The sequence below is a fragment of the Streptomyces mutomycini genome (assembly GCF_001700505.1).
GTDB lineage: Bacteria > Actinomycetota > Actinomycetes > Streptomycetales > Streptomycetaceae > Streptomyces > Streptomyces mutomycini.
Genome location: NZ_MAPV01000193.1, coordinates 13,149 through 27,879 on the forward strand (window position 1 = coordinate 13,149; position 14,731 = coordinate 27,879).

The window sequence follows — 14,731 nt, forward strand, 5'->3', positions numbered from 1 at the left end:
ACCACGGAGTCGTGGTGCGGGTGGGTCACGATCGGACGGATCGTTGTGGATCACTGTCCGGGGGAGACCGCAGAGAGCGGGCGTCGTTGCCCGCGAGTGTCTACGGCTCTTGCCCGGCGGTCATGGAATCGAAACCGCCGAGTAACGGCTACTTATGTGTAGCGCTGCATAGCGTCTCATTTTACGGCGGCCCTGCCCCATCCGCCCAGTGACGTGCGTCAAGACGTACGTCACACCTGCGGGACACACCGGGGGACCGTCCGGGCGACCTCGCCCCGGGCCGGAGCTCCCCGGGAGGCGTCAGCCGGTGGCCACTCCGAACAGCGTGCCCAGTCCGTAGGTGAGTGCCGCGGCGGCTCCGCCGAGCACGAGCTGGCGCAGTCCGCTGAACCACCAGGTGCGCGCGGTCACCCTGGCCACGACCGCGCCGCAGCCGAACAGGCCGGCGAGGGCGAGGAGCACGGCGGGCCACATCCGGTCGGCGCCGAGCAGGTAGGGAAGCACGGGGAGCAGGGCGCCCAGCGCGAAGGCGCCGAAGGAGGACAGCGCGGCGACGAGCGGCGAGGGCAGGTCGCCCGGGTCGATGCCGAGTTCCTCGCGGGCGTGTATCTCGAGCGCCTGCTCCGGGTCCCGGGACAGCTGTCGCGCGACCTCCTGGGCGAGCGCGGGCTCGACGCCGCGGGACACATAGAGCGCGGCCAGCTCGCGCATCTCGTCCTTGGGGTGTTTGCGCAGCTCACGCCTCTCGACGGCGAGCTCCGCCTCGACGAGCTCGCGCTGCGAGGCGACGGAGGTGTACTCCCCCGCGGCCATGGAGAACGCGCCGGCGGCGAGCCCGGCGAGTCCCGTGATGACGATGGTCTGCTGGGAGACCGCTCCTCCGGCGACGCCCGTCATCAGGGCGAGGTTGGAGACGAGACCGTCCATGGCGCCGAACACCGCGGGCCGCAGCCAGCCGCCGTTGACGTCACGGTGGGTGTGGTTGTCCCGGTGGGCCTCGTGCAGTACGGCGTCGGTCTCGATGATGGACACAGCTATCCCCTTATCCCGGAGCGGTCCCCGAATGTCGTGCTCCCGCTCCGCACCGTCGAAAGTACGCACGAAAAACGCCTCCCGCCAGCAAGGAAGGCCGAACTTACCTGCTGCGAGGGCGTCACTCGGGCGGACGATTTGTACGAAATATGCGCCTCTCTTCGGCTTGATCGGGGAAACCTCGCGTATCCGGTCGTTCCGGGTGCGAGGGAAGGGTCTTCACGATGGCGCTCATGGCGGACGGTCCGGCGGCGGGCGGCACGGCCGACCGGGCCCGGGGGGCCCTGCTGGGGCTCGCGGTGGGGGACGCGCTCGGCGCCCCGGCGGAGAACATGCGCCCCTCCGAGATCCGCCGCCGCTGGGGCCGCATCGAGGGGTTCGTCAGCGACGACCCGGCCGGGACCGATGACACCGAGTACGCGATCTTCTCCGGGCTCCTGCTGGCCAGGCACGGCTCGGCGCTCACCGTCCAGCACGTCGAACGGGCCTGGCACCACTGGATCGCCGACCTGGACGAGGGCCCGTTCAGGGGCGCCGGATTCAGCGAGCGCGGCACGCTGGAGAATCTGCGGCGCGGTCTCGCCGCCCCGATCTCGGCCCAGCACCGGCACGCGTGGAGCGACGGTCTCGCGATGCGGGCGGCGCCGTTCGGGGTCTTCGCGGCGGGCCGGCCGGCCGAGGCCGCCCGGCTGGTGGCGGTGGACGGGCGGGTCAGTCACGACGGGGAGGGCATCTACGGCGGACAGGCGGTCGCGGCGGGGGTGGCCGCCGCGATGGTCGGAGCGGGGCTCGCCTCCGTGATCGCCGCCGCGCTCTCGGTCGTGCCGATGGACTCCTGGACGGCCCGCTCGCTGCGCCGCGCGGTCTCGGCCGCGCAGCGCTCCTACCCCGACCGGCTGGCCGGGGAACGCGCGGTGCGTTCCGCGGTGGTGATCGGCGGCTACCCGTGGACGGATCTGGCACCGGAGGCGGTGGGCCTGGCCTTCGGCGCCTTCACCGCTGCTCGGGGGGACTTCCGTACGGCGGTGCTCACGGCCGTGAACATGGGCCGGGACGCCGATACGACGGCCGCCGTGGCGGGTGCGCTGGCTGGCGCCCTGCACGGGGCGTCGGCCATCCCCCGTGACTGGGCGGCGGCGATCGGGCCGGTGCGGGGCAGCTGTCTGCCGTCGATGCGGGGGTACCACGTCCTGGACATCGCGGAGCTGCTGACCCCGGACGACGGGGAGGATCCGCCGGAGGGGCGGGCCACCACGCACGGGGAGCCCGCCCCGGCGGAGGAGCCCGCCGCGCCGCACGTGGAACCCGTCGCGCCGCACGTGGAGCCCGTCGCCGCGCCCGTCTCCCCGCGGCAGGGAGCGCCCGGCGGCGCACGGTTCCCCGGCTCGCCGAACACCCCCGGGCGCACGGGTCCGGCCGCTCCGGCCGCCGGCACCCGGCAGGACGCGCGGTGACCGCCGCCCGCCGCGCCCCGGGGGGCGCTCCCACCGCACCGGCGGATTGCGTCCCGCACGTGGCGGTCCGGATCACCGCAGGACCGGCGGCCGCGAGCGGCGCGCAGGGCCCCGGCGCACCGGGCAGGCAGGCCAGGATCGAGGGGCTGCTGCTCGGGCTGGCCGCCGGCGACGCCGCCGGGTGGCCGGCCGCGCGGCACCGGGCGGCGCGGATGCCGGAGTGGACCAGGCGGCTGACCCGGGAGCTGGACACCTTCGCGGAGCAGAACGCGACGACGACGCTCCCCGTGCCCATCGCTCTCAACCAGCCGCCGGAACCGTTGCGGCTCGGACCGTCCGACGACGCCGAGTGGGCCGCGTTCGCCGCCAGGACCGTGCTGGCCGCCGCGGCCGACCACGCTCCGGACCTCTCCCCCGGCCACCGGATGCGGGACGCGATCGACCGGTCGTGGAACGCGCTGGCGGCCAAGGTCGCCGCCGCGAGCGCCCGGGCCCCCGAGGTCGAGTCGGCCGTCCTTCCGCTGCGGGCCCGCATCTCCGTACGGGCCGGACTCGGCAATCTGGCCGCCGGGCTGCGCCCGCCCGCCACCGGTCACGACAATCCGCACTACTTCGACGACGCGGCCTGCGTGCGGGCCGCCGTGCTCGCGGTCGTGCACCCCGGCGACCCGGTGGCGGCGGCCGGGCTCGCCGAGTTCGACGCCCGGTACACCCAGGACGGTGACGGGGTGCACGGAGCGCGGGCCGTCGCGGCGGCGATCGCCGAGGCCCTCGCCGGCGCGGACGTCGCCTCGGTGGTCGACGCCGCACTCGACCAGCTGCCGGAGGGCACCGAGATCGCCCGGAACGCCGTCCACGCCGTGCGGCTGGCCCGGGAGTTCGCCGGCGAGGCCGCGGGCGCCTTCGCGCTCGTGCCCGTGCTCGAGCATCAGATCGTGGACCACGTCTACAGCTACGGGATCGCCGCGGCCGAGACCGTACCGGTCGCCCTCGCCCTGACGACGGCGGCCCGGGGCGAGCTGGCACAGGCCGTCCCCGCGGCGGCCTGCCTGTCCCGGGTCGCCGATTCGGCGCCCGCGCTCGCCGGGGCGCTGACCGGGGCGCTGGGCGGGGCGGCGTCCGTGCCCGCGGGCTGGCGGGAGGCATGCCGGACGCTGGCCGGGTGCGCGCTGCCCCGGCTGGCCGGCACGGACCTGATCGAACTCGCCGGGCTGCTGGCAGCCACGGAACCGGTCACCCCGGGTGGACAATTCCGGCATGACACACAAAACAACCGGCGCTCTCGCGGCTGGCGCGGCCACCACGACGCTCACCCTGGATGAACGCATCACCGGAGCCCTGGTCGGCGCGGCCGTGGGGGACGCACTGGGCGGTCCCGTCGAGGGCTGGACCCCCGCGCAGATCGCGGAGCGTCACGGCGGCCGGGTGACCGGCGTCGTCGGGCCCTGGTACGGCGACGACTGGCGCACCGCACGGCCCATCGCCCCCTACCACAAGGGCGACGGGCACGTCACCGACGACACCCTGATGACCCATGCGCTGATCCGGGTGTACGAGACGGTGCGCGGCCATCTCGACGCGTACGCCGTCGCCGACCACCTCGTACCGGACCTGATGTCACGGCCCCGCTGGATCCCGGAGCTCGAGGCCGAGGCGCTCCCCCTGCAGCGGATCTTCCTGGCCGAGAAGTGGATCGTCACACGGCTGCACTACGGTCACGCCGATCCGCGCGAGGCGGGTTCGGGGAACATCGTCAACTGCGGGGCGGCGATGTACATGGCGCCGGTCGGCCTGGTGAACGCCGCCCATCCGGAGGCCGCGTACGCGGAGGCGCTGGACGTCGCGGGTGCGCACCAGTCCTCGTACGGGCGGGAGGCGGCCGGGGTACTGGCGGCCGCCGTCGCGGCCGCGTGCGCCCCGGGGGCGACCCCCGTCTCCGTCGTCGAGGCCGCCCTGGCCCTGGCCAAGGACGGCACCCGGTCGGCGATCGAGGCGGTGTGCGAAGCGGCCTCCCGTCACACGGACTTCGAGTCCGCGCTGGCGCCGCTGCGCGCCGCCGTCGCTCCGTTCGACACGGTCGGTCCCCACTACCGCGAGCCCTCGCTCGGCGCCCGGCGGCCCTCCCGGCTGCACTCCGTAGAGGAGCTGCCGGTCGCACTGGGCATGCTCCTCGTCGGCGGCGGCGACTACCACCACACGGTGCTCGGCTCGGTCAACTACGGCCGTGACTGCGACTCGATCGCCACGATGAGCGGTGCGCTCGCGGGTGCGCTCCACGGCGAGCGGGCGATCCCCGGGACCTGGGTGAAGACGGTCGCAGAGGCCAGCCGCCTCGATCTGCACGCCCCGGCACGGGCCCTGACGGAGGTCGCCCGCGAGATCTTCGTACGGGACACGGCACGGCGACGTGCGCACGAGGCGGCGTTCGCCGTGCTGGCGGGCGACGGCCGGTGACCGTACGCCTGACATGGGTCCAGCCCGAGGACCTGGTGGGCCATGAGCTGCGTCAGGCCTCGCAGGACGGCCGGGACGCGGGGGACGCTGCGCGGCGCTGGTACGCGGCGGGCGGCGCCCCCGCCCCGGAGCGCGCGGGGGCGTCGGAGCCCTCCGCGCCACGGCGGCTGCGGGCGCTCGCCGGGCAGATCCTGGACGAACTGGCCTCGCTGGAGAGCCCGTTGGCCGGTGATGAGCCGACCGGCCTGTCGGCGATCCGGGCGGCCTGTCCACGCTGGCCCGCCCCGCGTGGCCGCCCCGTGTCCTTCGGGCCCGACCGGCTGCACGCGGCCTGGCTGGGCCGTGCCGTCGGCTGCCTGCTGGGCAAACCGGTCGAGAAGCTTCCGCTGGAAGGCATCCGCGCGCTTGCCCGGGCCACCGGCAACTGGCCGCTCACCACCTGGTTCACCGCCCGGGGGCTGCCCGCCGAGCTGGCCGCCGCCCACCCGTGGAACCGGCGCTCGGCACCCACCTCCCTCGCCGAGAACATCGACGGGATGCCGGAGGACGACGACCTCAACCACCCCTTGCTGACGGTGCTGTTGCTGCAGAGGCACGGACGCGGGTTCAGCACGTCCGATCTCGCCCGGCTGTGGCTCGACGAGCTCCCGGCGGGCAGGGTCTTCACCGCGGAGCGCGTCGCGTACCGCAATCTGCTCGACGGCATCGAGCCGCCGGACACCGCACGTCACCGCAACCCGTTCCGGGAGTGGATCGGCGCCCAGATCCGGGCCGATGTGCACGGCTGGACCCACCCCGGTGATCCTGGGGCCGCCGCGGAACAGGCCCATCGCGACGCGGTCCTCACCCACACGGCCAACGGGGTGTACGGGGCGATGTTCACGGCCGCCGCCCTCGCCGAGGCCGCGGGCGGCGAGACGGATGTGCACGGCTGCCTGGCCGCCGGGCTCCGTGTGGTGCCGCCCCGGTCCAGATATGCGCACGCGGTCCGGCTCGGCATCCGGGCGGCGCGCGCCGAAGCGGACTTCGACACGGTCGTGGACCGCCTCCACGACACCTACGGCTCCACCCACCACTGGGTGCACGTCCTGCCCAACGCGGCGCTGCTCGCCGCTGCCCTCACCCACGCGGACGGCGACTTCGGCCGCTCCATCAGCTGCGCGGTGTCCGGCGGCTGGGACACCGACTCCAACGGCGCGACGGCCGGGTCCCTCGCGGGCCTGCTGGCCGGGCGGGCCGCCGCGCTGCCCGCCCACTGGACGGCCCCGTTGAAGAACCGCCTCGCCACCTCCGTGCCCGGCTTCGGCTCCATCGGCTTCGACACCCTCGCGGAACTCACCTATCAGGAGGTACGCCGCCCATGACAGCGATCGCGGTGCTCGGGAGCACCAACATGGACCTGGTCGCCTACGTCCCCCGGGCGCCCGGGCGCGGGGAGACCGTGACCGGACGGGAGTTCCGGACCGTCCCGGGCGGCAAGGGGGCCAACCAGGCCGTCGCCGCGGCCCGCGCGGGAGGCGATGTGGTGATGATCGGCGCGGTCGGGACCGACGAGTACGGCTCACGGCTCCGGACGAACCTGGAGCACGCGGGCGTAGACACGGATCTGCTGCACACCGTCGCGGGGCCCAGCGGCACCGCGCACATCGTGGTCGACGACGAGGGGGCCAACGCGATCGTGGTGATCCCCGGCGCGAACGGCACGGTCACCGCGCTCGGCCCGGGCGAGAAGGCAGCCGTCGCGGCGGCCGGCATCCTGCTCCTTCAGCTGGAACTGCCGATGGCCGCCGTGACCGAGGCGGCGCGGACCGCGAGGGCCCACGGGGTGAGGACGATCCTCACCCCCTCCCCCGTGCAGTTGCTGCCCTCCGGTCTCCTGGACGCCGTCGACCTGCTGATCCCCAACGAGCACGAGGCGGCCGCGCTCACCGGCTACGAGGAACCGCACGCAGCGGCCCAGATCCTGCTCAGACAGGTCCCCGAGGTCATGATCACGCTCGGCCGCAAGGGCTGCCTCTACGCGGCCCGGGACACCGAACCCGTCCACTTCGCGGCCCCCGAGGTCACCGCCGTCGACACGACCGGTGCCGGGGACACCTTCGTCGGCACACTGGCCGTGGCACTCGGCGAGGGCCGGTCCGTGGCCGAGGCGGTCGCCTGGGCGTCGTCGGCCGCGGCGCTCTGCGTGCAGAAGCCGGGCGCTTCGACGTCGATGCCCCGCCGAAGCGAGATCGATGCGGCATGACTGCCCCTACGACTGCCACGACGCCGCCGCTCGCCGGCCTGCGGGTACTGGACCTCGCCACACTCTTCGCCGGGCCGCTCGCGGCCACCATGCTGGGCGACTTCGGGGCCGAGGTCATCAAGGTCGAGCACCCTCGCAAGCCCGACCCCTCACGAGGGCACGGCCCCGCGAAGGACGGGATCGGCCTGTGGTGGAAGCTGCTCGGCCGTAACAAGCGGACGCTGACCCTCGACCTGTCCGCCCCGGGCGGCCGGGACGTGCTGCTGCGGCTGGCCGCGGACACCGATGTGATCGTCGAGAACTTCCGCCCGGGCACCCTGGAGCGCTGGGGGCTGGGCTGGGAGGAACTGCGGGCCGTCAACCCGCGGCTGGTCCTGGCCCGGGTCACCGGCTTCGGGCAGAAGGGCCCGTACGCCCACCGGCCGGGCTTCGGGACACTCGCCGAGGCGATGAGCGGCTTCGCCGCCGTCACCGGGGAGCCGGACGGACCGCCGACGCTTCCGCCGTTCGGGCTCGCCGATTCGATCGCGGCGCTCGCCACGGCGTACGCGGTGATGACGGCACTGGCCGGACGTGACCGCACCGGGGCAGGTCAGGTCGTGGACATGGCGATCATCGAACCGATCCTGACCGTGCTGGGGCCGCAGCCGCTCTGGTACGACCAGCTCGGTTACGTCCAGCCGCGGACCGGCAACCGCTCCCGGAACAACGCCCCGCGCAACACCTACCGCACCGCGGACGGCCACTGGGTCGCGGTCTCGACCTCCGCCCAGTCGGTCGCGGAGCGCGTGATGCGTCTGGTGGGGCGACCGGAGCTGATCGAGGAGCCGTGGTTCTCCGCGGGCAGCACACGCGCCGAGCACGCCGACGAACTCGACGGGGCGGTGGGCCACTGGATCGCCCGGCGTACGAGGGACGAGGCGGTGGACGCCTTCGAGAAGGCCGAGGCGGCGATCGCGCCCATTCATGACGTACGGGATGTGATGGAGGACCCGCAGTACCGGGCGCTGGGCACGATCACCGAGGTCGACGATCCCGAGCTGGGACCGCTGCGGATGCAGAACGTGCTGTTCCGGCTCTCGGAGACGCCGGGCGCGATCCGCTGGGCCGGACGGCCGCACGGGGCGGACACGGACGAGATCCTGGCGGAGCTCGGCCTCTCCGCACCGGCGATCTCGGCGCTGCGGGACGAAGGTGCGCTGTGAGCAGCCCGGCGGTGGCGCTGACCTGGCTGTACGTTCCCGGGGACCGGCCCGAGGTGGTCCGGAAGGCGCTCGGCTCGGGCGCGGATGTGGTCATCGTCGATCTGGAGGACGCGGTGGCCCCGGACCGGAAGGTGTACGCGCGCACGGCGACGGCGGAGCTCCTCTCGGATCCGGTCGTGGTGGACGCGAGTGCGGTTCCGGTCCATGTCCGGGTCCACGGCGAGGACGATGTGAAGGCGCTGGCGGGGCTGCCGGGGCTGTCCGGGATGCGGCTCCCCAAGATCACCCATGCGGCGTCCGTGCAGCATGTGGCGGCTCTGGCGCCCGGTGTGCCGCTGTATCCACTGCTGGAGTCGGCTCTGGCGATCGAGCACGCGTACTCGATCGCGGGGTCGCATCACGCCGTGCGGGGTGTCGCGCTGGGCGAGGCGGATCTCCGGGCCGACCTGGGGGTGCGGGACGATGCCGGTCTCGACTGGCCGCGCAGCCGTGTGGTGACCGCCGCCCGGGCGGCCGGTCTCGACCCGCCCGTGATGTCGGTGTATCCCGACGTCCGGGACCTGTCCGGTCTGCGGTCGTCCTGCGCGCACGGGAGGGATCTCGGTCTGCTCGGCCGGGCGGCCATCCACCCCCGGCAGCTGCCGGTGATCGAGCGGGCGTTCCGGCCGACGTCGCGCGAGGTCGAGGCGGCACAGGAGATCCTGGAGGCGTCCCGGACCGAGGCGGGGGCGCAGGCCCTGCCGGACGGAAGGTTCGTCGACGCGGCGGTGGTGGCGACCGCGGAGCGCGTGCTCGCGCTGGCGCGACGGCGCTGATCCGATGGGACGGCGGTGCCCGCCGGCCGGTCACGGGCTCCCCGGCCCGGCCGGCCTCCGCGGATCACGGCCGGTTCCGCGTGCCGCGGGACGCACGAAGGGGCCGCCGGACCTGTGGTCCGGCGGCCCCTTCGGCCGTCGTGGTGGGTCAGCTCCGGTCGGCCTTCTGCTGGGCCGCCCCGTCGTCCTCGGTCCCGGACGCGGGGGCGTCGGGGTCCTGGCCGGTGAGCGTGTCGTCGGACGCGGCGTCGTCGTCAGTGGTGCCTTCGGCGGGGTCCGCCTTCGCGGCGTCCTGGGACAGGTCGGGCTCGACGATCTCCTCGCGGCCCGGGCGGATCCTAGCCGAGATCACGAAGTAGGTCACCGCGAGCACGAACACGCCGATCGCGGTCCACACGTTGAGGCGGAGGCCCAGCACGTGGTGCGCCTCGTCGACGCGCATGTACTCGATCCATCCGCGGCCCGCGCAGTAAGCGGCGACGTACAGGGCGAAGGCCCGGCCGTGTCCGAGCTTGAAGCGCCGGTCGGCCCAGATGACCAGGAGCGCGGCCCCGACGCACCACAGGGACTCGTAGAGGAACGTCGGGTGGTAGGTGCCCGCGACCCGGTTCGTGCCCTCGCTGATCTCCAGCGCCCAGGGCAGATCCGTCGGCTTGCCGTACAGCTCCTGGTTGAACCAGTTGCCCCAGCGGCCGATCGCCTGGGCGAAGGCGAGGCCGGGGGCCAGGGCGTCGGCCCAGGCCGGGAGCGGGATGCCACGGCGGCGGCAGCCGATCCAGGCACCGACCGCGCCGAGCGCGACCGCGCCCCAGATGCCGAGGCCGCCCTCCCAGATCTTGAAGGCGTCCACCCAGTTCTCACCGTCGCTGAAGTACAGCTGGTAGTCGGTGATGACGTGGTAGAGCCGCCCGCCGACCAGGCCGAAGGGCACGGCCCAGACGGCGATGTCGGCGACGGTGCCGGCTTTGCCGCCTCTGGCGATCCAGCGCTTGTTGCCGAACCAGACGGCGACGAAGACACCGATGATGATGCAGAACGCGTAGCCGCGGAGCGGGATCGGGCCGAGCTCGATCACGCCGGTCGACGGGCTGGGAATGAAGGCAAGGTTCATGACGGGGTCGACGCTACCCTGCCGGACGGGACGTACGGCAAGCCGTCCGGCAACTTCTGGGTAACGGGGTCCGGCCGGACCACCTCAGGGAGAGGGTGTCGCTCCGACCGTGCCGGGCTTCTTGCCCTTGTTCGCGTCGGCCACCCACTTCTTGAGGTTGGCCACGGAGATCTGCTCATCCCCCTTCTTCGGGAAGACGGACTCGCCGTTGAGCAGCGCTGTCGGCGTGCCCTCGAAGCCGCCCTCGGTGAACGCCTTGTTCGACTTCTCGACCCAGCTGTCGTGCGTGCCGTCCTCCACACAGCTGCGGAAGGCGGGGGTGTCCAGGCCTTCCACGGTGCCGGCCAGCTCGATCAGCTTGCTGTTGTCGCCGAAGGCGTCGTCGGTCTCCGCGGGCTGATTCCGGAAGAGGACGTCGTGATAGGGGGCGAACTTGCCGACGTCCTGGGCGCAGGCGGCCGCGTTGGCGGCGCGCACCGACCCGGTGCCGCCGACGTTGCCGTCGATGATCGTGGCCAGGTGGTACTCCACCTTGAGCTGACCGCTGTCCGCGAGCTCCGCGATGGTGTCGCGGAAGGCGTTCTCGAACTGGGCGCAGACCGGGCAGCGGAAGTCCTCCCAGATCGTGAGCGTGGACGGCGCGTCGTCCGCCCCGACCTGGAGGGTGAGTCCGTCCTCCCCCATCGCCCCGGACGGGGTCACCGCGGGACCGGCCTCGCTGTCCTTGTCGTTCTTCCCGGCGTTGGCGGCGATCACGCCGATCACGGCCGCCAGCGCCAGCACCCCCACCACGGCGGTCGTGACGATCAGCGTGCGGCGGCGGCGCTCCCGCGCCCTGTCCTGCTCACGCTGCTGGACGAGCCGGTCACGTGCGGCTCTGCTTCGGTCTCGGTTCTTCTCGCTCACACCGCGCAAACGAACCGGGGAGGCACGTCAGCGCCTCCCCGGTCACAGGTCCACCCGTACGGATGACGGACGCTGTCAGCGCTTTCGAACGCCCACGGCCAGTTCGGCCGCCAGCGCGCGGACGGCGGCGAGACCGGCGGCCTCGTCCGGGGCGTCCAGCATCAGCTTGACGAAGGCCGAGCCGACGATTACTCCGTCGGCGAAGCCCGCGACCTGCCGGGCGTGTTCGGCCGTGGACACGCCGATGCCCACGCAGACCGGGAGGTCCGTGGTGGCGCGGGTACGCCGCACCAGGTCCTGGGCCTGCTCGCCGACCGATTCGCGGGTGCCGGTGACGCCCATCAGCGAGGAGGCGTACACGAAACCGGAGCCGGCCGCCGTGATGGTGGCGAGGCGCGCGTCCTTGCTGCTCGGGGCGACGACGAAGACGGTGGCGAGGCCGTGCTTCTCGGCGTGCTCCCTCCACAGCCCGGACTCCTGGACCGGCAGGTCGGGCAGGATGCACCCGGCGCCGCCGGCTTCGGCGAGCTCGGCGGTGAAGCGCTCCACGCCGTACCGGTCGACGGGATTCCAGTACGTCATGACGAGGATCGGCGCGCCCGTCGCCTCGTGCGTCTCGCGGACCGTACGCATGATGTCGGCGATCTTGAGTCCGCCGCGCAGCGCGATGTCGTCGGCGGTCTGGATGACCGGTCCGTCGAGCACCGGGTCGCTGTGCGGGAGCCCCACCTCGATGACGTCGGCGCCGCCCGCGACGGCCGCCTTGACCGCCTCGATGCCGCCGTCGACGGTCGGGAAGCCGCCGGGCAGGTAGGCGACGAGCGCCGCCCGGTTCTCGGACGCCGCCTCGGCCAGCCTGGATTCGAGGAGTCCTCGGTTGCCGCTCACTTGGTGACCTCCACCTCTCCGTCGGCCACATCGGCCTCGACGACCGCGTCGGCACCGTCGTACAGCCCGAAGTAGCGGGCTGCCGTGTCCATGTCCTTGTCACCGCGGCCGGACAGGTTGATCAGGATCAGCCCGTCCTCGCCGAGCTCCCGCCCGACCTCCAGGGCCCCGGCGAGCGCGTGCGCGCTCTCGATGGCCGGGATGATCCCCTCGGTGCGGGAGAGGAGGCGCAGCGCCTGCATGGCGGCGTCGTCGGTGACCGCGCGGTACTCGCCGCGGCCGACGTCCTTGAGGTAGGCGTGCTCCGGGCCGATGCCCGGGTAGTCGAGCCCGGCCGAGATCGAGTACGGCTCGGTGATCTGGCCCTCGTCGTCCTGGAGGACGTAGCTGCGGGAGCCGTGCAGGATGCCGGGCTCGCCCGCGGTCAGGGTCGCCGCGTGCTCGCCCGTCTCCACGCCGTGCCCGGCGGGTTCGCAGCCGATCAGCCGGACGCCGGCGTCCGGGATGAAGGCGTGGAAGAGGCCGATGGCGTTGGAGCCGCCGCCGACGCAGGCGACCGCGGCGTCCGGCAGACGGCCGGTGCGCTCCAGGATCTGGCGGCGGGCCTCGACACCGATCACCCGGTGGAAGTCGCGGACCATCGCCGGGAAGGGGTGCGGCCCGGCGACCGTGCCGAAGAGGTAGTGGGTCCGGTCCACGTTGGCGACCCAGTCGCGGAACGCCTCGTTGATGGCGTCCTTGAGGGTCCTGGAGCCGGACTTCACGGCGACGACCTCGGCGCCGAGCATCCGCATCCGCGCCACGTTCAGCGCCTGGCGCTCGGTGTCGATCTCGCCCATGTAGATGGTGCACTCGAGGCCGAAGAGGGCGCAGGCGGTCGCGGTGGCGACGCCGTGCTGGCCGGCTCCGGTCTCGGCGATGATGCGGGTCTTGCCCATGCGCTTGGTGAGGAGTGCCTGGCCGAGGACGTTGTTGATCTTGTGCGAGCCGGTGTGGTTGAGGTCCTCGCGCTTGAGGAAGACGCGGGCGCCCCCGGCGTGCTCGGCGAAGCGGGCGACCTCGGTCAGCGCGCTGGGGCGGCCCGTGTAGTCGACCATCAGCGCGTTGAGCTCGGCGGCGAAGGACGGGTCCGCCTTGGCCTTGTCGTACTCGACGGCGACCTCGTCCACGGCGGCGACCAGGGCCTCCGGGATGAACTTGCCACCGAACGCGCCGAAGTAGCCCTCGGCGCTGGGGATCAGACCCTCGGGGTCCGGGATGAAGAAGTCGGACGACATGCGACGTGCTCCTTGAATCGCAACGGGTTATGTCACCGTATGCGCCGTGGTCGGAGCGCCGCGCCGACCGGTGGACGGTCGGTGCGGTGGGGCGTGCGGATCCCCCTGTACGGCGGGGGGCGACGGCCGGGGCTCGCTACGGCGCGGACCCCGTGGGCCATCGCATGCCGTTGACCTGTCCCGGCTCGTCGCCGATCACGTACCGCACGCGCCGGCCGTGCACACGCCGGGCGGGGGCGCGGCAGCCGCGGTGCCAGAAGGGCGGCGCGCAGCGCCTCGGTTGAGGGTGGCGGAGGGAGACGGGTGGGCGGCATCCGCGCGCCGACGGCGCGTGCCGGTCCCTGGCGCTCGCCCCGGCGGGGCGCAGGCCCGGCCTGATGCGGGCGCTGGGACGGTCGGCGGGCACGGGCGGGGTCAGCCCCGTCCGTGCCGGAGCGCGGGGTGCGCTCCGGCGGCGACCAGGTCGGCGACGGCGGCCCGGGGGTCGCGGCCGGTGACCAGCGACTCGCCGACGAGCACCGCGTCCGCGCCGGCGTTGGCGTAGGCGATGAGGTCGTGCGGGCCACGGACTCCGGACTCGGCGACCTTGACGATGTGGTCGGGGATCTCGGGAGCGACGCGTTCGAAGGTGGAACGGTCGACCTTGAGGTCCTTGAGGTTGCGCGCGTTGACACCGATGATCTTCGCCCCGGCGTCCACCGCGCGCTCCGCCTCCTCCTCGTCGTGCGCCTCGACGAGCGGCGTCAGGCCGATCGACTCGGCACGCTCGATCAGCGAGACGAGGGCCTCCTGGTCGAGGGCGGCGACGATCAGCAGGGCGAGGTCGGCGCCGTGGGCACGTGCCTCCCACAGCTGGTAGGAGGTGACGATGAAGTCCTTGCGCAGGACCGGGATGTCGACCTTGGCGCGGACGGCCTCCAGGTCGGCGAGCGAGCCGCCGAAGCGGCGCTCCTCGGTGAGGACCGAGATGACGGACGCCCCGCCGGCCTCGTAGTCCGCGGCGAGCGCGGCCGGGTCGGCGATGGCGGCCAGGGCCCCCTTGGAGGGGCTGGAGCGCTTGACCTCGCAGATGACGGTCACGCCCTCGCCGCGCAGGGCGGCGACTCCGTCCTTGGCCCGGGGAGCGCGCTCCGCGCGTTCCTTGAGCTCGTCGAGGCCGACACGCGCCTGCCGCTCCGCGAGGTCGGCGCGAACGCCGTCAATGATCTCGTCGAGCACACTCACGCGAGCGGCCCCCTTCCGAAGCGGTGATGGGTACAGGATCAGCCATCTCGATGGTATCCGCAGGAGGGCTCAGGGCTCGCATCCGGCGTCGTCACGTCCCACTACCTGGTCATTCACGGC

General features: G+C 73.5%; 14 protein-coding genes. 7 read left to right on the forward strand and 7 right to left on the reverse strand.

Features of this window, described 5'->3' with window-relative positions:
* Positions 1-300: 300 nt before the first annotated feature.
* Entirely contained in the window at positions 301-1,032 is a 732-nt protein-coding gene (locus tag BFF76_RS25025; protein ID WP_031094359.1) for a VIT1/CCC1 transporter family protein, read from the reverse strand.
* A gap of 224 nt (positions 1,033-1,256) precedes the next feature.
* On the opposite strand from BFF76_RS25025, the gene BFF76_RS25030 reads away from it, so the two are divergent.
* The 7 genes from BFF76_RS25030 (at position 1,257) to BFF76_RS25060 (ending at position 9,205) form a co-directional block, all read left to right on the forward strand.
* Positions 1,257-2,486 (forward strand): ADP-ribosylglycohydrolase family protein, encoded by a 1,230-nt coding sequence (locus BFF76_RS25030; protein WP_053930148.1) that lies wholly within the window; start codon positions 1,257-1,259, stop codon positions 2,484-2,486.
* Positions 2,487-2,557: 71 nt separating this feature from the next.
* Complete coding sequence (locus BFF76_RS25035; protein WP_208604880.1) at positions 2,558-3,808, forward strand: ADP-ribosylglycohydrolase family protein; 1,251 nt, start codon at positions 2,558-2,560, stop codon at positions 3,806-3,808.
* The gene (locus tag BFF76_RS25040) at positions 3,744-4,940 is read left to right on the forward strand and encodes an ADP-ribosylglycohydrolase family protein (RefSeq protein WP_053930147.1); all 1,197 of its coding nucleotides are present in this window, start codon (positions 3,744-3,746) and stop codon (positions 4,938-4,940) included. The genes BFF76_RS25035 and BFF76_RS25040 overlap by 65 nt, the downstream gene beginning before the upstream one ends.
* The gene (locus BFF76_RS25045) at positions 4,937-6,304 is read left to right on the forward strand and encodes an ADP-ribosylglycohydrolase family protein (RefSeq protein WP_065849107.1); all 1,368 of its coding nucleotides are present in this window, start codon (positions 4,937-4,939) and stop codon (positions 6,302-6,304) included. Before BFF76_RS25040 ends, BFF76_RS25045 begins: the two co-directional genes overlap by 4 nt.
* A complete protein-coding gene (rbsK, locus tag BFF76_RS25050; RefSeq protein WP_053930145.1) occupies positions 6,301-7,185 on the forward strand; it encodes a ribokinase in 885 nt (294 codons plus the stop codon). The genes BFF76_RS25045 and rbsK overlap by 4 nt, the downstream gene beginning before the upstream one ends.
* Positions 7,182-8,390, forward strand: coding sequence for a CaiB/BaiF CoA transferase family protein (locus BFF76_RS25055; RefSeq protein ID WP_065849108.1), 1,209 nt, complete (start codon positions 7,182-7,184; stop codon positions 8,388-8,390). Before rbsK ends, BFF76_RS25055 begins: the two co-directional genes overlap by 4 nt.
* Positions 8,387-9,205, forward strand: coding sequence for an HpcH/HpaI aldolase/citrate lyase family protein (locus tag BFF76_RS25060; RefSeq protein ID WP_065849109.1), 819 nt, complete (start codon positions 8,387-8,389; stop codon positions 9,203-9,205). The genes BFF76_RS25055 and BFF76_RS25060 overlap by 4 nt, the downstream gene beginning before the upstream one ends.
* A gap of 148 nt (positions 9,206-9,353) precedes the next feature.
* Here BFF76_RS25060 and lgt read toward each other — a convergent pair whose 3' ends face one another.
* The 6 genes from lgt to trpC form a co-directional block, all read right to left on the reverse strand.
* Complete coding sequence (lgt, locus tag BFF76_RS25065) at positions 9,354-10,316, reverse strand: prolipoprotein diacylglyceryl transferase (RefSeq protein WP_065849110.1); 963 nt, start codon at positions 10,314-10,316, stop codon at positions 9,354-9,356.
* A gap of 84 nt (positions 10,317-10,400) precedes the next feature.
* The gene (locus BFF76_RS25070) at positions 10,401-11,222 is read right to left on the reverse strand and encodes a DsbA family protein (RefSeq protein WP_031094336.1); all 822 of its coding nucleotides are present in this window, start codon (positions 11,220-11,222) and stop codon (positions 10,401-10,403) included.
* Positions 11,223-11,297: 75 nt separating this feature from the next.
* Positions 11,298-12,110, reverse strand: a complete 813-nt coding sequence (gene trpA / locus BFF76_RS25075) for a tryptophan synthase subunit alpha (protein ID WP_053930141.1) — start codon at positions 12,108-12,110, stop codon at positions 11,298-11,300.
* On the reverse strand, positions 12,107-13,387 hold the full coding sequence (gene trpB, locus BFF76_RS25080) for a tryptophan synthase subunit beta (protein WP_031094331.1): 1,281 nt from the start codon (positions 13,385-13,387) through the stop codon (positions 12,107-12,109). The genes trpA and trpB overlap by 4 nt, the downstream gene beginning before the upstream one ends.
* A gap of 136 nt (positions 13,388-13,523) precedes the next feature.
* Positions 13,524-13,793: a tryptophan biosynthesis modulator TrpM gene (gene trpM / locus BFF76_RS34605; protein WP_324610336.1), complete on the reverse strand. Its 270-nt coding sequence runs from the start codon at positions 13,791-13,793 to the stop codon at positions 13,524-13,526.
* Between the two features lie 8 nt (positions 13,794-13,801).
* On the reverse strand, positions 13,802-14,611 hold the full coding sequence (gene trpC, locus BFF76_RS25085) for an indole-3-glycerol phosphate synthase TrpC (protein ID WP_031094330.1): 810 nt from the start codon (positions 14,609-14,611) through the stop codon (positions 13,802-13,804).
* Between the last annotated feature and the right edge of the window lie 120 nt (positions 14,612-14,731).